General features: G+C 73.3%; 20 protein-coding genes. 9 read left to right on the plus strand and 11 right to left on the minus strand.

The window, feature by feature from the left end:
• Positions 1-252: 252 nt before the first annotated feature.
• From ACRYM6_RS14195 to ACRYM6_RS14205, 3 genes are all read right to left on the minus strand, one after another.
• A complete protein-coding gene (locus ACRYM6_RS14195; RefSeq protein WP_432543534.1) occupies positions 253-822 on the minus strand; it encodes an SDR family NAD(P)-dependent oxidoreductase in 570 nt (189 codons plus the stop codon).
• Between the two features lie 482 nt (positions 823-1304).
• Positions 1305-2255, minus strand: coding sequence for an NmrA/HSCARG family protein (locus tag ACRYM6_RS14200; protein WP_432543535.1), 951 nt, complete (start codon positions 2253-2255; stop codon positions 1305-1307).
• A 44-nt stretch (positions 2256-2299) separates the two neighbouring features.
• A complete protein-coding gene (locus tag ACRYM6_RS14205) occupies positions 2300-3259 on the minus strand; it encodes an NADP-dependent oxidoreductase (protein ID WP_432543536.1) in 960 nt (319 codons plus the stop codon).
• Between the two features lie 296 nt (positions 3260-3555).
• Here ACRYM6_RS14205 and ACRYM6_RS14210 point away from each other — a divergent pair, with 296 nt between their 5' ends.
• Both ACRYM6_RS14210 and ACRYM6_RS14215 read left to right on the plus strand, forming a co-directional pair.
• On the plus strand, positions 3556-4431 hold the full coding sequence (locus tag ACRYM6_RS14210; protein ID WP_432543537.1) for an MmyB family transcriptional regulator: 876 nt from the start codon (positions 3556-3558) through the stop codon (positions 4429-4431).
• 176 nt (positions 4432-4607) lie between these two features.
• On the plus strand, positions 4608-5222 hold the full coding sequence (locus ACRYM6_RS14215) for a TetR/AcrR family transcriptional regulator (RefSeq protein ID WP_432543538.1): 615 nt from the start codon (positions 4608-4610) through the stop codon (positions 5220-5222).
• Positions 5223-5250: 28 nt separating this feature from the next.
• Here the strand turns inward: ACRYM6_RS14215 and ACRYM6_RS14220 are convergent, their stop codons facing one another.
• Both ACRYM6_RS14220 and ACRYM6_RS14225 read right to left on the minus strand, forming a co-directional pair.
• Positions 5251-5685: a nitroreductase family deazaflavin-dependent oxidoreductase gene (locus ACRYM6_RS14220; RefSeq protein WP_432543539.1), complete on the minus strand. Its 435-nt coding sequence runs from the start codon at positions 5683-5685 to the stop codon at positions 5251-5253.
• Positions 5686-6025: 340 nt separating this feature from the next.
• Complete coding sequence (locus ACRYM6_RS14225) at positions 6026-6958, minus strand: NADP-dependent oxidoreductase (protein ID WP_432543540.1); 933 nt, start codon at positions 6956-6958, stop codon at positions 6026-6028.
• Positions 6959-7209: 251 nt separating this feature from the next.
• Here ACRYM6_RS14225 and ACRYM6_RS14230 point away from each other — a divergent pair, with 251 nt between their 5' ends.
• Positions 7210-7611, plus strand: a complete 402-nt coding sequence (locus ACRYM6_RS14230) for a hypothetical protein (protein ID WP_432543541.1) — start codon at positions 7210-7212, stop codon at positions 7609-7611.
• 50 nt (positions 7612-7661) lie between these two features.
• Here ACRYM6_RS14230 and ACRYM6_RS14235 read toward each other — a convergent pair whose 3' ends face one another.
• Positions 7662-8057 (minus strand): MarR family winged helix-turn-helix transcriptional regulator, encoded by a 396-nt coding sequence (locus ACRYM6_RS14235; protein WP_432543542.1) that lies wholly within the window; start codon positions 8055-8057, stop codon positions 7662-7664.
• Positions 8058-8165: 108 nt separating this feature from the next.
• Between ACRYM6_RS14235 and ACRYM6_RS14240 the strand changes: the two genes are divergently transcribed.
• Positions 8166-9245: a zinc-binding dehydrogenase gene (locus tag ACRYM6_RS14240; RefSeq protein WP_432543543.1), complete on the plus strand. Its 1080-nt coding sequence runs from the start codon at positions 8166-8168 to the stop codon at positions 9243-9245.
• Between the two features lie 1069 nt (positions 9246-10314).
• On the opposite strand, the gene ACRYM6_RS14245 is transcribed toward ACRYM6_RS14240, so the two are convergent.
• The gene (locus tag ACRYM6_RS14245) at positions 10315-10851 is read right to left on the minus strand and encodes an RBBP9/YdeN family alpha/beta hydrolase (RefSeq protein WP_432543544.1); all 537 of its coding nucleotides are present in this window, start codon (positions 10849-10851) and stop codon (positions 10315-10317) included.
• 130 nt (positions 10852-10981) lie between these two features.
• On the opposite strand from ACRYM6_RS14245, the gene ACRYM6_RS14250 reads away from it, so the two are divergent.
• Entirely contained in the window at positions 10982-11470 is a 489-nt protein-coding gene (locus ACRYM6_RS14250) for an Lrp/AsnC family transcriptional regulator (RefSeq protein ID WP_432543545.1), read from the plus strand.
• Positions 11471-11659: 189 nt separating this feature from the next.
• Here the strand turns inward: ACRYM6_RS14250 and msrB are convergent, their stop codons facing one another.
• Together msrB and ACRYM6_RS14260 are read right to left on the minus strand one after the other, a co-directional pair.
• Positions 11660-12100, minus strand: a complete 441-nt coding sequence (gene msrB, locus ACRYM6_RS14255; protein ID WP_432543546.1) for a peptide-methionine (R)-S-oxide reductase MsrB — start codon at positions 12098-12100, stop codon at positions 11660-11662.
• A 59-nt stretch (positions 12101-12159) separates the two neighbouring features.
• Positions 12160-12681: a hypothetical protein gene (locus tag ACRYM6_RS14260; RefSeq protein ID WP_432543547.1), complete on the minus strand. Its 522-nt coding sequence runs from the start codon at positions 12679-12681 to the stop codon at positions 12160-12162.
• 60 nt (positions 12682-12741) lie between these two features.
• Between ACRYM6_RS14260 and ACRYM6_RS14265 the strand changes: the two genes are divergently transcribed.
• From ACRYM6_RS14265 to ACRYM6_RS14280, 4 genes are all read left to right on the plus strand, one after another.
• Positions 12742-13110: a DoxX family protein gene (locus ACRYM6_RS14265; RefSeq protein WP_432543548.1), complete on the plus strand. Its 369-nt coding sequence runs from the start codon at positions 12742-12744 to the stop codon at positions 13108-13110.
• On the plus strand, positions 13107-14276 hold the full coding sequence (locus ACRYM6_RS14270) for an alpha/beta hydrolase family protein (RefSeq protein ID WP_432543549.1): 1170 nt from the start codon (positions 13107-13109) through the stop codon (positions 14274-14276). The genes ACRYM6_RS14265 and ACRYM6_RS14270 overlap by 4 nt, the downstream gene beginning before the upstream one ends.
• Positions 14273-15250, plus strand: coding sequence for a zinc-dependent alcohol dehydrogenase (locus ACRYM6_RS14275; RefSeq protein ID WP_432543550.1), 978 nt, complete (start codon positions 14273-14275; stop codon positions 15248-15250). The genes ACRYM6_RS14270 and ACRYM6_RS14275 overlap by 4 nt, the downstream gene beginning before the upstream one ends.
• A 184-nt stretch (positions 15251-15434) precedes the next feature.
• On the plus strand, positions 15435-15779 hold the full coding sequence (locus ACRYM6_RS14280) for a hypothetical protein (protein ID WP_432543551.1): 345 nt from the start codon (positions 15435-15437) through the stop codon (positions 15777-15779).
• Between the two features lie 36 nt (positions 15780-15815).
• Here ACRYM6_RS14280 and ACRYM6_RS14285 read toward each other — a convergent pair whose 3' ends face one another.
• Complete coding sequence (locus ACRYM6_RS14285; protein ID WP_432543552.1) at positions 15816-17039, minus strand: PP2C family protein-serine/threonine phosphatase; 1224 nt, start codon at positions 17037-17039, stop codon at positions 15816-15818.
• A gap of 156 nt (positions 17040-17195) precedes the next feature.
• A complete protein-coding gene (locus tag ACRYM6_RS14290) occupies positions 17196-18041 on the minus strand; it encodes an aldo/keto reductase (RefSeq protein WP_432543553.1) in 846 nt (281 codons plus the stop codon).
• Positions 18042-18094: the final 53 nt, after the last annotated feature.

The following is an 18094-nucleotide window of genomic DNA, read 5'->3' on the forward strand; positions in this document are numbered from 1 at the left end:
GAGTCGATGGACGGCATCAGACTCCCACCAGGACACCGAGGGCCTTCCTCGTTCGACCAGCACGCCGTGTGTCGCCGACGTCGTGGCTGATCACAGCTGGAACTGCGGTGGACGGGGCCGATCGAGGCGCCGCCCTCGCTTCGGCCCCACTGGTCCAGCGTGATCGTCGATCGCAGGGACCAGCGACGCCCAGTCAGCCGTCGGTCCGCTGGCGTGACCGGGAGGCGCGCGTGGACGGTGGCGGGGAACTCCTCAGCGGGTGCCGGTGAGTGCGGCCGTCGTCCGCCACAGCTCGGCCGCCTCGGTGGCGTCCAACCCCCGGCGGGCGGGGCGACGCACCAGCGGGTGGCCCTTGACGCTGCCGAGTCCGTCGGGGCCGACGTAGGCGTTGCCCGGCACGTCCTGGGTCGCGGCGAACAGCGTCGGCAGCGCACCGTGCTCGGCGTCGTTGAGGAATCGACCCCCCACGCGCAGGACCGTCTTCTGCGAGGAGTGGTCGACCAGGCCGGTGTGGGCGATGCCCGGGTGCGCCAGCACCGATCGAACGGCGCTTCCGGAGGCGGTGAGGCGGCGCTGCAGCTCGAGGGAGAACAGCACCTGGGCCAGCTTGGAGTCGCGGTAGGCCTGCAGCGACTGGTAGGGCTTGTCCCGCCACATCGGTCCCGGCACGCGACGTACCAGGAGGGTTCGGCCGGGCAGCGGCTCGAACTCGTAGGTCCAGCGGACGAGGGTGCCGGGCCCGTCCTGGGCGAAGGTGCGCTCGCCGCGGACGCCGTGGACGCCGTGGACGAGGTGGACGAGGTGGACGAGGTGGCGCAGCACGTTGGTGAAGCCGGTGACTTCGCAGGCGAGGGATGAGGGTGCGTCGTGCTCGGTCAGCTGCTTGCGGGCGGTACTACCGTCGGTGAATCGGGGGTTTCGGGAAGAGCCGACTTCGCTCCACGGTGCCGTCCGGTTCGCCACGCCGCTGATGCCGGGAAGGGGGCCCCACCCTGTGAAGACCAGGGACGAATCGATGGGGACGATGATGCGGAAGGCGTCCGCGGGGATGAGCGTGGTGCGGGTCTGCACGGTCACGGGAACGGTTCGGTCGTCGGCGGTGATCACCATGGTGTTCCCCGCTCCGGAGAAGTCGGGCTGGGGAGGGGGGACGGCGTTCACGAGGTGGGACTGTGGTGCACGCAGCTGCACCGCCTGTGCGCTGCTGCGTGGCGTCGATGTCCGCTGATGCCGGCTACCCGTGGGTGGGGGCGCGTCCGCGTACGGGCGCGTACGGGCGCGTACGGGCGCACGCTGCGCGGGCGTCAGCGGGTGAGTCGGGCCCGGTGGGTGGTGAGGAAACCGGTCAGGTCCAGGTGTCCGGGGTTGACCGCGTGCGCGGCGGCCAGGTCGCGGCGCCCGTTGTAGGACTCGGGGAAGTCGGCGTAGTACTGGAACATGTTTCCCAGCTCCTCGGCGCCGGGGACGGGGAACGCGCGGAACTGCGCCGGGGTCAGCGGCCGGTAGGCCACCTGTTCGCCGAGCACCGAGCTGAACGCCGCGGCCATCTGCTCGCCGGTGAGGACATCGCTGACGGCGGGGACGGTGGCGCCGATGGTGGAGGGGTCCTGCAGCACGCGCAGCACGATGCGGCCGATGTCGTCGGAGGCGATGCCGGCCACGGGGGCGCCCCCCACGGGCAGGTGCAGCGCGAGGGTCCCGTCCTCGTCGCGCTGGGGCGCGAGGTCGCCGAGCAGCTGGTCCCAGTAGAAGGACATCAGCAGGTAGGTCACCGGCAGTCCTGACGCGGCGAAGAGTGCGTCGGCCTCACCGCCCTTGACGTCGAAGTGCGGCACCCGGTACTCCTCGCCGCGGCCGTCGCGGATGACGGGCATGCGCTGGTCGTCGGCGGCGATGGCCTGCCGGGTGTCCTCCAGGGTGGACCACACCACGCGCTGCAGCTGTGCGCCGCGGGCGGCGGCGATGAGGGTGCGCACCTCGGTCAGTTCCCGTTCGGGGGAGCGGTGTTCCCAGAACGGGGTGACGAGGAACGCGCCGTGCGCGCCGTCGAACGCCTTGCGCAGGCTGTCCTCGTCGGTCAGCTCCGCCTCGACCACCTCGGCGCCGAGGTCGGTGAGGGCCTGTGCTCGGGTGGAGGTGGCATCACGGGTGACGGCGCGGACGGCGAAGGTGCCGTCGGCCAGCAGGGCGCGCGCAACCGCGCCGCCCTGGGTCCCGGTGGCGCCGATGACGGTGATGAGCTGCTGGTTGGACACGGGTTCCTCCTGAGTGGGGTGGTGGGTGGGTGGAGTGGTGGGTGTCAGGCCGGGGGGACGAGGACGACGACCTTGCCCGGCGGCAGCTCTCCGGCGTGGGCCCGGGCGTGCAGGGCGGGCAGGTCGGCCAGCGCCACCCGCTCCGCGACGTTGACGAGCAGTTCGCCGGTGCTCACGCGGGCGACCAGGTCGGCGAGCTGGTCGGCGTCGCTGCGTACGGACAGGTTCACGCCCTGCACACCCCGCTCCTCGTCGCAGGGGGTGGGCATCCACGCGGTGGTGCTCACGAGCCTGCCGCCGTCGCGGATCAGCGGAACCATCGCGGCCAGCTGTTCCGCACCGATCGGTGCGAGGTTCAGGACGAGGTCGACGGGTTCGACCACCGCCGGCCCGACGTCGACGAGCGTGTGGTCGAGCGTGTGGACGGTGCCCTCGTCGCTGCCCGCGGCCTCGACCCTGACGGCGCTGCTGGGGCGGGCCGTGACGAGCACCTGTGCACCGGCTTCCACGGCCAACTGCACGACGTACCCGCCGACCGCTCCACCGAGCCCGTTGATCAGCACTCGCTGCCCGGCCACGAGGCCGCCGTGGTCGAACAGGGCTTGCCAGGCGGTCAGGCCCACCAGCGGCAGAGCCGCCAGATCCGTCAGCGGAAGCCGGCGGGGCACCCCCGCCAGGACCTGCGCCGGGGCGAGCACGTGCTGCGCCGCCGCCCCGGGCGCCGTCATCGGCAGGAGACCGACCACCCGTTCGCCGATGCTGATCTCGTCCACGCCGGGACCGAGGGCGTCGACGGTACCGGCGACGTCGAGACCCGGGGTGTGCGGCAGCCGGAGCGGTGACCTGTCGCGCAGGTCGCCGGCCCGGAGGGTGGCGTCCAGGTTGTTGAAGGACGTGGCGGCGACGCGGATCCGCACCTGTCCCACGCCGGGGACGGGCGGCTCGACGTCCTCGTGGCGCAGGACCTCGGGACCACCGAAGTCGTGGAAGCGCACCGCCTTCATGACCGGACCTGCTCTCGTGGGTGTGCTCGTCGTGCTCGTCGTGGGGACGTGACTCAAGGTGGCAGGCTTCGGCGCGCTCATCCTGGGCCGAGCTGGCCCACCTTCGAGTTGGCCCACCTCGAGGCCGCTCGGTTCTACCGGTGAGGACTTTTCAGGTTCCACGAGTGCGGAGCACTCAGGTCCAGCGGCTGGGGGAAGGTCGCGCTGCGCCGCTCGCGGCGATCGACGGCGCTCGCCTGCGCCGTCGGCCGGGCCCAGACCTACACTGTCGGTAAATTTTCTGCCACACTCGCGCCGTGCAACACCTCGAGTTCGGCGCCGCGGTGCGCCACCTGCGGGAGACGACCGCCCCCGAGGCGGTCGGGCTGGCGCCGGGCGGGCGGCGCGTGCGCGGGCTGCGGCGCGAGGAGCTCGGTGAGCTGGCGGGGATGTCCGCCGACTACGTCCGCCGGCTGGAGCAGGGCCGCAGCCACCCCTCGGCCGGTGTGGTGAACGCCATCGCCCGGGCGCTACGGGTGGGACGGGCCGACTACGAGCGGCTGTGCGCGCTGGCCGGCTACGCCGCCGCCGACGGGCAGGTGCCCACCGACCTGGGCCCGGGCGCGCGGCGGCTGCTGGAGCGCTTCGCCGACACCCCGATGATCGTCTCCGACGCGGCGATGAACGTCGTCGCGACCAACAGCGCCTTCCTGGCTCTGGAGCACTGGAACCCCACGGGGGAGCGCTGGGAGTGGAACGTCGCCTGGCGCTCGTTCTGCGACCCGTTCGAGGCCTTCAAGCAGTCCGCGGCCGACGCGGACGAGCACGAGGCGGTCTTGGTGACCCAGCTCAGGAGTTCACTGCTGCGCTACCCCGCCGACGCCTCGCTGGCCGCCCTGGTCGACGATCTGCGTACCCGCAGCCGCCGCTTCGAGGCCTTGTGGCGCGTACCGCGGCCGGTGGCGGCCTACGAGAGCAGCGCGAGCTTCACCCAGTCCGACGGGGACTCGCTCACGCTCGTGGGCAACCTCATCGCCATCCCCGGCGACGACCTGGCCGCCGTGATGCTGACGGCGGCGCCAGGCTCGGCCGACGAGGCCCGGCTGGCGGAGCTGGTCGACGCGAGCGAGGGGCGGGCGGTGGTGGACGTGGGCCATGAGCGGAGCCGGCCGGTGGGCCGGGAGGACGGCTGAAGGACGGGCCGGTCCGGCCGAGGCTCAACGCGCCGGGACCTGCGTCGTCGACTGCGACGTTGGGCGCGACGCTGAGCGCGTCACCGTGACCTCACGCCAGAGCCCGGCCCGCACGGGTTCTCCCGTGGGACGGGCCCGCACTGCCGCACGAGCAGTGAGCCCCTACGCTCGCCCCCGTGGCACCACTGACGCGAGGGCGGATCCTCGCGGCGGCCGTGACCATGGCCGACCACGAGGGCTTGGAGGCGGTCACCATGCGGCGGATCGCCGCCGTCCTCGGTGTGCACGTGACCTCGCTGTACAACCACGTGGACACCCGCGAGGCGGTGAGCGACGGGATCGTGGAGGTCCTGTTCGACGAGGCGGACCTGCCCTCGGAGCCGCTGGGCTGGGAGGCGTGGGTACGCCGCTTCCACACCGCGATGAGTGGGCTGGCCCTGCGACACCCCGGTGCCTTCGCGGTCCTGATGCGCCGGCCCGTGCAGGGCCCGCGCGCCGCCGCGTCCTTCGAGGTCGCCCTGGCCGCCTTCCGCGAGGCGGGCTTGGAGCCGCAGGACGCCTACGGTGCGGTGAAGATCGCCGTCCACACCGCGCTCACCGCCGGGCTCGAGCGCAGCCTGGAAGCGCAGGGCCCGTCACCGGAGACGGACATCGAGGCGCTCCCGGCCACGGACTTCCCGCACTTCCACGCCTTGCGCGACATCGAGGACCCCTCGATGTCCTGGGACTTCGGCCTCGAGACGGTGGTGGCCGGCCTGCGGGCCCAGATCGCCGAGCGCGCCACCCGCTGAGCCCTGCGGCGTCCGCGGCGCCTCTTCCTCAGGGTGTCGCGCGCGTCAGTTCCAGCACCGGGATGGTGCGGACACCACGCGTCTGCTCCTCGTACCCCGCGAAACCGGGGAAGCGGCGGGCCTGCTCGGCGTACACCGCATCCCGCTCACCACCGGTCAGCTCCCGCACGGAGACCGGGAAGGTCTCCGTGCCCCGCTCCAGGCGGGCGGTACCTGCGGCGGTGAGGTTGTGGTACCAGTTCGGGTCAGCCGGCGCGCCGCCGTTGGAGGCGAAGACGTAGACGGTGCCCTCAGCGCCCTCCGCGGGTAGGTACATCGTCGGAGTGACGAACTCCTCACCGCTCTTGCGGCCGACGTGGTGGAGCAGGACCATCGGCGCGCCGGCGAAGGGCCCGCCCACGCGGCCGCCGTTCGCGCGGAAGTCGGCCAAGACCCGCTGGTTGACGTCGTTCGGATCACTCATGGTGGTCTCCTCACTCATCGCTGCCGGCACTCTGCCGGTCCGGGTTTCGTCGTGGACGGGTACGGAATTCGCGGTGAACGCTCCGCTGGACTCCACCTACTGCTGTACCTGCGTAGGCGCAGGCGCAGGCGCAGGCGCGAGCGCGGGTCGCCTCGTCGGAGCTGCGCGGCGGTGTCCTCCCTGCGCTGCAGCTGCACGAGGACCAGACGAGGCCCGGTCACGTCGACTTCGCCTCCCGGTGGCGCGGAACAGGACGGTCAGTGCTCCTGCAGGCACGGGTCCCGCTGCTGGTGCGCCCGGCGCGAAGCTCCACGCCGGGCCCGTGCCACTCCCGCGGGTTTCACTCGGGCAGGACGACGACCTTGCCGGGGATGCGACCGGTGGCGGCTTCGGCGTGCAGGGCGGGCAGGTCGGCCAGCGCGATGCGGCGGGTCACCTCGACCGACAGGGCTCCGGAGTCGACGAGGGAGACCAGTTCGGCCAGGCGGTCGCGGTGGGGCAGGACGAAGACGGTGGTGGCGGTGACGCCGCGGGTCTCGTCGCCGGGGGTGGCCATGAACGCGGTCGTGCTCACGACCTTCCCGCCGTCGCGGACCGCCGCGACCAGCGCGGTGAACTGCTCGGGGTCGATGGGGGCGAGGTTGAGCAGCACGTCCACCTGCTCCTGCACGGCGCTGAGCACGTCGGTGGTGGTGTGGTCGACGACCTCGTCGGCGCCGGCCGCTTGGACGGCGTCGGCGCTGCGGGGGCTGGCGGTGGCCACGACGTGCGCGCCGGCCCGCTTCGCCAGGGCGATGGCGTACTTGCCGACCACACCCCCGGCGCCGTTGATGAGGATCCGCTGCCCGGCGGTGAGCTCGGCGTCGTCGAAGAGGGCCTGCCAGGCGGTCAGGGCCACCGACGGCAGGGCCGCCGCGTCCGGCAGCGGGATGCTGGTGGGAGCCGTGACCAGCGCGTCGGCGGGAGCGATCACGTACTGCGCCGCGCCACCGTCGCGTTCCATCGGCAGGAAGCCGATGACGGCGTCCCCGACGGCCAGGCCGTCGACCCCGTCGCCGAGCTCGTCGACCGTGCCGGAGACGTCGTAGCCGGGGACGTGCGGCAGGACGACCGGGATGGGCAGGAAACCGGCGCGCATGCCGTTGTCCGCGGCGTTGAAGGCCGAAGCGGCCACCCGCACCCGGACCTGACCGGCGCCGGGGGTGGGCACGTCGACGTCCTCGTACCGCAGGACCTCGGGACCGCCGACCTCGTGGAACCGCACTGCCTTCATCGCTGAGCCTGCTTTCGTGAGGTGTTGAGGTGTGAGCGGGGATGGCGCGGACCCGGGGGGTGACCGTGGTTCCGGCGCCGTCGACGACAGTGGCAGCTTCCGCGGCGCTCAACCTGGGCCGGATTGGCCCACCTTGCCGACCGCAACCCGACTGCCTCGGGTCGAGCGGGCCGGCGAGGCATCACCTGGAGTCGCGGCGCAGCTCTGCCCGGCACCTGCCGCACCTGCGGCAGCGACCGCACCACCGGGTCATGGACCCCGTCGAGGATCCTGCCGATGGCCCTGGCTTGCGCGAGGGAGAGGGGCACACCTGCGCCGTGGAGCAGCACGAGTTGGGTACGGCCGTGCACCGGTCGCGGGAGAACGCAGACCCCGCGGCGGCGGCCCACCGCTGGTCGGGCGGCGCGCGCGAGCTGCGGCGCGAAGAGCTCGGCGATGTCGAGCCTGAGGTGGTCGAGGCCAGCCTGAACGACCGAGGCGGTCCGCAGGAGGTCCTGGGCGGCGCATACCTGGTCGTTTCTTCCCAGGAGTTCCATTCACTCGCCCCGCATCGGGCGAGCTGCCCGGTCGTCGGGCCAGGCGTGATCTGCTACGAGCAGTGCCGGTGCCGATCCATCGGTTCCCCGACGGCGCCGTGGGTAGCGCGACGGTGAGGCGATGGGCGCGACGGTTCTGTCGCGTCCGTGCGGGTCTGTTCGGGGGTTCAGTCGTGCTGGGTGATCTGCAGGGTGGCCGTCAGGGCCTGCAGCTGTGGTGGCGACAAGGCTGACAGGGGTGAGGCGGCTGTCACGGCGTCGACCATCCGGGCGTGGGCCCGACGTCCGGGCTCGGTCAGCTGCAGCAGGCGCCGGCGTCGGTCGCTGGGGTCCTGGACGCGCTGGGCCAGGCCCCGCCCTTCCAGGTCGGTGGCCAGCAGCGTCACGTTCGAGGGGTCGCAGGACAGGTGATGAGCCACCACGCTCATCGACACCGGCCCCACGGCGCCCAGCAGCCGTAGCAATCCTGCGGCGCTCTCGCTGACTCCCACGTCGTCCAGCGCGGCGGTGGCCGCGCGCCGGTGCAGCTCGGCGAGGTGGTGGACGGCCTCGATGCACCGCATCACCTCGTCCTGGTCAGCAGCTCCATCCTGGTCGGTCACACATCTCCCTTTGCTTGAATTGCTCAAGAGTTGGCTTATGCTTGAGGGACTCAAGCGTAAGGAGAGATCGTGGTCGCGTCCAGCGGTCGTGCCGTCGTTGCCCGCCGACGTGGAGGGCCTGAACGCCTCGTCCTCGCCGATCGTGAGTTCGCCGACCCGGCGCCGGGTGGTGTTCGCGTAGCCGTTCAGGCGGCAGGAGTGGCCTACGGCGACATCCTGCTGCGGGAGGGGCTGGTACCTCGGACCGAGTTCCCGGTCACGCCCGGGTACGACGCCGTGGGGATCATCGAGGCGGTCGGGGAGGGCGTCACCGAGCTGGTCCCTGGCCAGCGGGTCGTGGTGCGCACCGCCGGACACGGCGGGTACGCCACCCACGTCGAGGTTTCCCAGGACTTCGCCGTCGCCGTGCCGCTGGACCTGGACGCCGCGGCCCTGGTGGCGCTACCGCTGAACTACGTCTCCGCCTGGCAGATGCTCACCCGCGTCGCCCCGGCCGCGCCGGGCGGCACCGTGCTGGTGCACGGAGCCGCCGGCGGTGTCGGGGGAGCGTTGGCGGAACTGGCCCAGCTGCGCGGCCTGACCGTGATCGGTACCGCCTCCGCATCGCGACTCGAGGCCCTGACGGCGCGGGGAGTGAGGGCGGTGGACCGTGCCGGGGACTGGGTGCGCGCGGTGCGCGCCGCTGCTCCCGATGGGGTTGACACCGTCTTCGACGGAGTGGGAGGAGCCACCAGCCGCCGCTCCTTCACCCTGCTGGGCGCGGGTGGTCACCTCGTCGTCTACGGGATCACCGCCGGCCTGCGCCGCGGACGCCGCAGTCCGCTCGCTCTGGCCGGCACCGCCGCGGGAACGTTGCGACAGTCGGCCCTCGGCCTGTTCGGCAAGGGATTGGGCGTCGACGGCTACATGTCCGCCTCCTACGTGCCCGCGCACCCGGATCGCTTCCGCGAAGACCTCACCGAGCTCGCAGCCCTGCTGAATCGTCGAGCGATCTCGCCGCGCATCGCGGCACGCCTGCCCCTGGCCCAGGCGGCAGAAGCCCACCGCCTCCTGGCGGACGGCGCGAGCGGGAAGATCGTCCTTGACGTCGGGGACGCCGAGAGCCGGACCATCAGCACTCGCGACGGCGCTGTTGTCGACGGGCGCTGAGCGACAGTCGTGGAAGCGGGGGAGCGGATGTGAGGTGCAGCTCCGCCCTCGTCGCAGTTGACCGAGGATCTCGACGATCGCGGGACGGATCCACCCGTTCGTCCGGTACGAGAGTTCGAGGCCCGACCGAGCACCTGTTCATCGAGGGTTTCGCGGCCTCGATCGGTTCGGTGATGCCTGCGACGACACGCTGAGGCTTTGTCAGTAGCGGTTTTCTCGTCGGCTGAGGACGAGGGCCGTGGCAACGATCGCGGAGTGCGTCAGGGACAGAGGCTGATGTGGCGTAAGCCCCCCAGCGGGTTTTGAGGTGGCCGATGCCGTGTTCGGCAAAGGCGCGAGTGCAGTTCACGTAGGAGTTCCAGCCCTGTGTGCTCTGGTCGAGGATCTACCCACCCCTGGGGCGCCGGACCGGCACTCGGACGCCGGCGCCCGCGCCGGTGTGAGCCTTGTCGGCCAGGGTGGGCACGCCATCGCGGGCAGCGGGGTAGAGCGCCGGCCGGGCGTGCAGGCGAGCGGCGGTCAGGTCATGGGTGCAGCCGGGTTCAACCGGTGGAACCCCGCCCCCACGCTGCGCGCGGGAGGTACCCCCACGGCCGCCCATCGGCGTCGGTGACGACCCGGACGAGACCGCCGTGGTGGCGGTGCTTCCCGGAGCACCACCGATCTCCGGGACCGGTCCGGTCGTGGATCCGGTCGGTCTCGACGAGGGTTCCGTCGAGCAGCAGGTGCTCTGTTCCTCTGCTCACCGCCGCGGTGATGACCTCGGGGAGGTCGGGTGCTTGGGCGGCGGGCACTGGGGGCACCTCCCACGCAGTGGGGGACGAATGCTCCGTGCAGGTAGCGATGGGCGGTCTTGAGGCTGACGGTGTTGTCGCGGGCCACGTCGGTGACCGCGGCGCGTTGGCGCACGAACCGCAGCAGCAACACCGCCGGGGCGGTGCAGCTCAGCGATCGACGTCCTCGGCGGGTGCCGATGCCGGCGCGATGGGCGGACAGCAGGCGGGCGATGGCCTGGACGAGGTCGCGAGAGACGTCGAGGTGACTGCGGTAGGCGATCTCCGCTGGAGCATCACGCCGCGGTCTTGTCGGCGAAGTCTTGGATCAAGTTCCAGCCCAGGTCCCACTGCCCGAGGCCTGCCGACTCGTTGAGGTGCCCGCACGGCCCGAGGTCGACATGCTTCGCAGACCAACGACGTGCGAGCTGGGCAGCGACAGTCGGCGAGCAGTAGGGATCGTCGCTGCTGGAGACCACCAGAGCAGGCACCTTGGAGGGCGCCGCGGCCAGATCGGCGAAACCGGCGGCGACCGGAGGAAACGCCGGACCGTGGACGTCGGGGGGTGCGACCAAGACGATGCCTCGGCAGGTCAACCCCTGCCCGGCCAGGTGCGCCACCGGTAGGCACCCGAGGCTGTGCGCGACGATCAACACATCGGACCCCAGTCGCTGCACTGCCCGGTCGACCGCCTCCAGCCAGTCCCCGGCCTGCGGCTGGCTCCACGACGAAGGGGAGAAGCGGGTGCAGTCAGAGCCCTCCTGCTGCTCCCACAGGCTCTGCCAGTGGCCCGGTCCGGAGCCGTCGATGCCTGGCACGGTCAAGATCTTCACCTGGTCTCCTCAGGTGACGGATCGGGCCTTGGGCTCCCCCGTGGCGGCTTGACGCGTCCGCACGGTGGGGTGATCGTGCAGAATCATCGCCGCAGACTCAGCTCACCTCGCATCCGGAAGGTGAAGACGAATGACTTCAAAGATCAAGACCCTGGCAACCGGCAGGTCATTCGACGATCTCGATGTAGGCATCCTCGAAGCTCTGCAAGTCGATGCCCGGACCTCCTTCAGCGACCTCGCGCGGCGGCTGTCGCTGTCACAACCGGCGGTGTCCCAGCGCGTGCGCAAGCTCGAGGAGGCCGGCGTCATCCGCGGCTACCGAGCAGAGGTCGATCCTTCAGCGCTGGGCATCGGCATCCGTGCCACTGTCCGTCTGCGCACCACCCACGCCCACCTCAAAGCAGCGCTGCAGCGCTTCGGCGAGCTGCCAGACGTCCTGGCCATCTACCGCCTCACCGGCGAGGACTGCTTCTTGCTGCACGTCGCGGCCATCGACGCCCACCGACTGGAGGAGGTGGTTGACTCCATCGCCCGCTTCGGCCCCGTCACCACCGCCTTGGTGCTACGTCAGTACCCCACGAAACCGGTCGGCGCACAGCTGCTCACAGGCACTCGATGACCACCACGGCGGCGACGCAACCGCTGCTGCACGGGGAACTGCTACTGACGACGGCTCAGTGACCATCACAGGAGAAGTGTGCCGACCACTGCTTCGGAAGTCGTGAGACCTGGACCGACGACGTCTCCACGGACGAAGAGCCCCTAGCCGATATGTGGCTAGGGGCTCCAAGTCCACTGAGCGTGGGAGTCAGTCGCGATCTGCGGGGTGCAGTTTGAGCGACACCGAGTTGATGCAGTACCGCTGGTCCGTCGGCGTGGGGTAGCCCTCGCCCTCGAACACGTGACCCAGGTGCGAGCCGCAGGTGGCGCAACGGACCTCGACGCGGCGCATGCCCAGGGAGGTGTCCTCCAGCAGCTCGACGGCGTCGGAGTCCTTCGGGTCGAAGAAGGACGGCCACCCGCAGTGCGAGGCGAACTTCTCGGAGCTGGTGAACAGCTCGGCCCCGCACGCCCGGCAGGCGTAGACGCCCTCGGTCGTGGTGTCCTCGTACTCACCGGTGAAGGGCCGTTCGGTCCCCGCCTGGCGCAGGACGTGGTACTCGGCCGGGGCCAGCTGCGCGCGCCACTCCGCGTCGGTCTTGGTCACGGTGTAGGTCTTGCCGCTGGTCTGAGGGGTGTGCGCAGTCATGTCCTCCTCAACCCCGCCGGCCCGGGGCGTGTTCCTGACCCGGACGCCCGGCCCGCCGCTCAGCCCAGCCGCGTGGTGCCCGCGTACACGTGCAGGACCGGGACCCCGAACGCGTCGCGCGCCTTGGAGGCCCAGTCGGCGTGGAAGGTGTCCTCCACCGCGTGCGGGCGGGTCACCACGACCAGCTCGCGGGCGTCGGGCCCGGCGGCGAGGGCATCGCGCACCGCGGGCAGCGGGTCGTCGTCGGTGGTGCGGCCGGTCACCTGCAGCCCCTGCGCGCGCAGCGCCTCGACGGTGGCCCGCAGCGCCGTCTCGGCGTCCGCGCGGGCCTCGGCGGGGTCCGGGCGGCGCTGGCGCAGCTCCTCCACGGCCTCGCGCAGCTCACCGAGGGTCAGGCGGTCCAGCACGTCCGCCAGCAGGTTGCGGTGCGTGTCGGCCGGCACCAGCACGACGTGCCGGACGTCCTGCCCCTCGGCGCGCTCGGCTGCGTGCAGCTGCGCGACGTTGCGGGCGTCGACGTCCCCGAAGGCCTCCTCGGTCAGCACGACGACGGTCCAGGGCTGGGTCTCTCCGGTCGGCACGCTGGTGACCCTAACGGGGGCGCGTGCGCCCGGCAGCACGGTGTCGGGCAGGATCGGGCCGTGATCAGCGCCGCACCGTCCCGCCGGGTCGCCCCGGTGCTGCTGTTCGGCGCGGCCGGGCTGGCGCACCTGCTGCGGCCGGAGGGGTTCGACGCGATCGTGCCGCGCGCCCTGCCCGGCCCGGCCCGCGCGTGGACGACGTGGTCGGGGGTGGCCGAGCTGGCGCTGGCCGCCGGGTTCGCGGTGCCCCGCACGCGCCGGTGGGCCGGGCCGGTGGCCGCCGCCTTCCTCGTCGCGGTCTGGCCGGCGAACGCGCAGATGGCCCTGGACGCCTGGCGCGGTGGGTCCGGCCGCCGCCGCCTGGTCACCACCGCGCGGCTGCCGCTGCAGGTGCCGCTCATCCGCTTCGTCCTGCGCGCGGCCCGGTGAGGGCCCGCACCGCGGCCGCCGTCAGCGCCGCCGCCACCGTCACCGGGGTCGCCGCCGCCGCGACCGGCGTCGCGGTGTCCTTCGCGCGGGCCGTCGTCACCCCGCGCCGGCACCGGCCGGACGACCTGGAGGTCCTGCAGGTCGGCGCGCGCCGCGTCGTGCTGTCCGTGACCGCCGACACCGTCGTGCCCGGGCGGTACGGGGTGTGGACCGACGGCGGGCGGGGGCACTTCCGCGTCGGGGAGGTCCTGGAGCGGACCGGTGAGCGCGTCACCCGCGAACTGCTCGGCGTCGACCACGGCGTCCCCGCCCCCGGCGCGGGCCGCTGGAACCAGTACTACTACGCCGGGGACCCCACCTCGGCCCTCGGCCTGCAGCACGAGGAAGTGCTGGTGCCCAGCGAGGTCGGGGACCTGCCGTGCTGGTCCGTGCCCGCCCCCGACGGCGCGCCCGACGTCGCGGGCACCTGGGCGGTCCTGGTCCACGGCCGCGGCGCGACCCGCGAGGAGGCGCTGCGCGCCCTGCCCGTCCTGCACGGGCTCGGCCTGCCGTGCCTGGTCCCCAGCTACCGCAACGACGCCGACGCCGTCGAGGTCGAACCGGGGCTGTACGGCCTGGGGGACACCGAGTGGCACGACGTGGAGGCCGTCGCCCGGTACGCCCTGGAGCGCGGCGCGCGCCGGCTGCTGCTCGTCGGCTGGTCGATGGGCGGGGCGATCGTGCTGCAGCTCGTGGCCCGCTCCCCGCTGGCCGAGCACGTCGCCGCCCTCGTCCTGGACGGCCCCGTCGTCGACTGGTACGACGTCCTGGACCACCAGGCCCGCCAGCGCCGGGTCCCGGTCCGGTTGGGGCGCTACGGGTTGCAGCTGCTGGGACACCCCGTGGGCCGGCGCCTGGTCGGGCTGCGCGGGCCGGTGGACCTGCGGAGGATGGACTGGGTGAGCCGCGCGGACGAGCTCGCCCTGCCGGTGCTGCTGCTGCACTCCGACGCCGACGACTACGTCCCGTCGGGGCCGTCGCAGCGGCTGGCGCGGGCCCGGCCCGACCTGGTGACCTACGTCGCGAGCAGCACCGCCCGGCACACCAAGGAGTGGAACGTGGACCCGGCGGGCTGGGAGTCGGCGGTCGAGGGGTTCGTGAGGTCGAAGCTGGAGGTCGGTCGTTGAGCGTCGCGCGGGCTGTGTGGACCACCGGGCCGGGGCAGGCGGAACTGCGCGAGGAGTTCCTGCCCGTCATCGGGACCGCCGACGTGCAGGTGCGCACGGAGTTCTCCGCCGTCAGCCGCGGCACCGAGGCGCTCGTGCTGGCCGGTGGCGTCCCGCCCAGCCAGCACGACGCGATGCGCGCGCCGTTCCAGTCCGGGGAGTTCCCGTTCCCCGTCAAGTACGGGTACCTGTCCGTCGGGGTCGTCGAGCAGGCCGGGCCGCGGGTCCAGGACCTGGTGGGGCGCCGGGTGTTCTGCCTGCACCCGCACCAGGACCGGTACGTCGTGCCGGCCTCGGCGGTGCTGCCCGTGCCCGCCGCCGTCCCGGCCGGGCGCGCGGTCCTGGCCGGGATGCTGGAGACGGCCGTCAACGGCGTCTGGGACGCCGGCCTGGGGATCGGCGACCGGGTCAGCGTCGTCGGCGCCGGGGTCCTGGGGCTGCTGGTGGCGACGCTGGCGGCGCGGGTGCCGGGCACCGACGTGGAGGCCGTCGACGTGCGCACCGAACGCGCCGCGACCGCCGAGCGTCTCGGTTTCCGGCTCGTCGCCCCCGACGACGCCCGCCGCGAGCGCGACGTCGTCCTGCACACCAGCGGCACCGGCCCGGGCCTGACGACGGGGTTGCAGCTGCTGGGTCACGAGGGTCTGCTCACCGAGCTCAGCTGGTACGGCGACCGGACCGTGGAGGTCGGCCTGGGGGAGGGCTTCCACGCCCGCCGGCTCACGATCCGCGCCTCCCAGGTGGGCCGGGTCCCCCCGGCCCGCGCGCCGCGCTGGACGACCCGGCGGCGGCTGGCGATGGCGCTGGACCTGCTGGCCGACGAGACGTTCGACGCGCTGCTGGACGGCGTCACCCCGTTCGCCGAGGCCGCGCAGGTGCTGCCGCGCATCGCGTCCCCCGGCGGGGACGCCCTGTGCCACCGCTTCAGCTACTGAGGGCGGTCCTCACCCTCGTCGTGGGGGCCGTCGTCCCGGCCCGAGGACGCCACCGGTGCGCTGACCCGGGCGACCTGGGCGATCCAGGCGATCCCCAGCCGGGCCGGAGGGGTTCCCCAGCCCGGGCGCGCAGGCTGGTCCCGCGCCCGCGTCGTCGCGGGCGACCAGACCCCAGGAGGACGCGATGGTCAGGCAGCGCACCGGGCGGGGCCCGCTGACGGTGGACCTGCGGGGGGCGGGCACCGCGCAGCCGCGGCTGTACGTGCGGGACGGTTCCGGGCTCGTCCTGGTGCTGCCCGTGCCGGAGCGGGCGGTGCCCGCCGTCCGGGCCCACCTCGCCGGCCCCGACGATCGGCGGGACTGCGACCTGGAGCTGCTCGACGAGCGCGGGCAGGTCGCCTCCCGGTGGGGCAGCTTCCCCCGCGCCGGGCGGGCGGCCGCGCTGGCCGCCGTGCTGCTGGCCCGCGACCGGACGCTGGCCGCGGCGCGGGTGGTGACCGCCGTCCCGGGGCCGGCGGTCACGGGGTAGCGCCGCGGTCCCGGGCGCCGTCCCGCCCCTCCCCGTCTACTGCAGCAGCGGCGCCCCCGGCTGGGGCAGCGGGGGACCGGCCTCGGCGGGGCGGGGCCGGTCCTCGCGGTGCGCGCGCACGGCCAGCACCGCCACGTCGTCCTGGTTGCCGCCCCGCATCGAGGTCGTGAGCACCCGGTCCAGCCACCCGTCCAGCGGGGTCCGCGCGGGCGGCGGTGCGGTGTCGGCACGGGTCATGGCGTGCGCGAGCCGGGTCAGGCCCTCGTCGAGCTCCTCGTCGCGGCGCTCGACGAGACCGTCGGTGTAGAGCAGGAGGGTGGAGTCCACGGGCAGGTCCAGGACGTGGTCGTGCCGGGCACCGGGCAGGCCCACGCCCAGCATGACCTCCGTGTCCCCGTCCCCGGTCAGCCGCTCGACCCGCCCCCCGCTCGTGCGGTCGGCGGGCAGCAGGAGCATCGGGGGCGGGTGCCCGGCGTTGGACCAGCGCAACCGCCGCCGGCCGCTGCCGGCCTGGTCCCGGTCCTGCTCGACGCGCGCGACCACCGCGGTGGCCAGCACGTCCAGGCCCAGGCGCGCGATGGCGTCGTCGGTGCGGGTCAGCAGCTGCGCCGGGCTCTGCCCGCCCTCGACGGCGTAGGCCCGCAGCAGGCCCCGCAGCTGCCCCATCGCCGCGGCGGCGTGGATGTCGTGCCCCACGACGTCGCCGATGATCAGGACGGTGGCGCCGTCGGCGTCGACGACGGCGTCGTACCAGTCACCGCCCACCTGGTCGCCGCTGCTGGCCGGCAGGTAGCGGCTGGTCAGCTGCAGGTGGTCGGGGCGGGGCAGCCGGGTCAGCATCGCCGCCTGCAGCGTCCGTGCGGCCTGGCGGCGGTCCTGCAGCTGCGCCCACTGCCGGTGCTGCACGTGCGCCACGACCGACGACAGGACGGCACCGGCGAGGACGACGAGGGCGCGGACGGCGCCGGTGCCCCAGGGCACCCCGTCGAGGACCACGAGCGCGGCGGCGACGAGGACCGAGACGACCCCCACGAGCGCGGTGCGGCGCCAGGAGCGGCTCAGCGCGGTCAGCGCCGGGGCGAGGGCGAAGGTGCCGGAGATGTTGGCCGCGCTGCGCTGCTCCAGGACCAGACCGCCGGCCACGTCCACCACGCACAGGACGGCGACCACGCCCAGGCCGAGGGCCACGGCGTTGGTCGCGGCGCGCCGGGACAGCCCGGGGACGGGGTGGGTGAGGTCCTGCGGGGTGATCGGTGGCACATGGTCATGGTGCACGCACACGCAGTGAGCAGGTGTCGCGACCCCGCCTCACGAGCCGGCGGCGCGGTCCCCGCCCGGCCCGTGGCGGCCGGCCCGGCGTCCCGCGCCCGGGCCCCGGCCACCACCGGTGCGCCAGGACCCGGGCGCGGCCCCCCGTCAGCCCTTCGGCACGAAGTCCAGCGTGTCCGGGTGGCCGCCGATGCGCCCGGCCTCGCCCTGGTCCAGGGCGGAGATCAGCGCGAGGTCCTCCTCGGACAGCTCGACGTCGAACAGGTCGAAGTTCTCCTCCACGCGCGAGCGCGTCACCGACTTCGGGAACACGATGTCGCCGCGCTCGACGTGCCAGCGCAGCACCACCTGCGCGGGGGACTTGCCGAGCCGGTTCGCCACCTCGGTGATCGTGGGGTCGTCCAGGACCTTGCCCTGGGCGATCGGCGACCACGCCTCGACCCCGATCTGGTGCTCGCCGCAGTAGGCGCGGACCGCCTCGTTGCCGAAGTACGGGTGGACCTCGATCTGGTTGACGACCGGGACGACCGTCGTCTCCTGGGCCAGCCGCTGCAGGTGCGGCACCTGGAAGTTCGACACGCCGATGGACCGCAGCCGGCCGTCGGCGCGCGCCTCCTCCAGCACCTTCCAGGTGGAGACGAAGTCGCCGCCGTACAGCGTGGGCAGCGGCCAGTGGATGAGGTACAGGTCGATCGGCCCGCCGAGCTTGTCGACCGAGGAGTCGATCGCGGCGCGCGCCGCGTCGGGCTCGTGGGCGGCGTTGCTCAGCTTGCTGGTGATCCAGACGTCCTCGCGCGGTACGCCGGAGTCCAGGACGCCCTGGAGCGTCTCGGCCTCGTTGCCGTACATCTGCGCGGTGTCGAGGTGGCGGTAGCCGACCTCCAGCGCGGTGCGGACGGCGGCGGCCGTCTCCTCCGGCGGGATCTGGAAGACCCCGAACCCGAGCTGGGGGATCTCACGGCCGTCGTTGAGCAGGATGGTGGGAACGGTCACGACGCCGATCCTGGTACGGGCGGGTCGGGCGCGCACGCGGGGAGTTCCGGGAG

Origin of the sequence: Kineococcus rugosus, assembly GCF_050871975.1 — a bacterium.
Taxonomy (GTDB): domain Bacteria; phylum Actinomycetota; class Actinomycetes; order Actinomycetales; family Kineococcaceae; genus Kineococcus.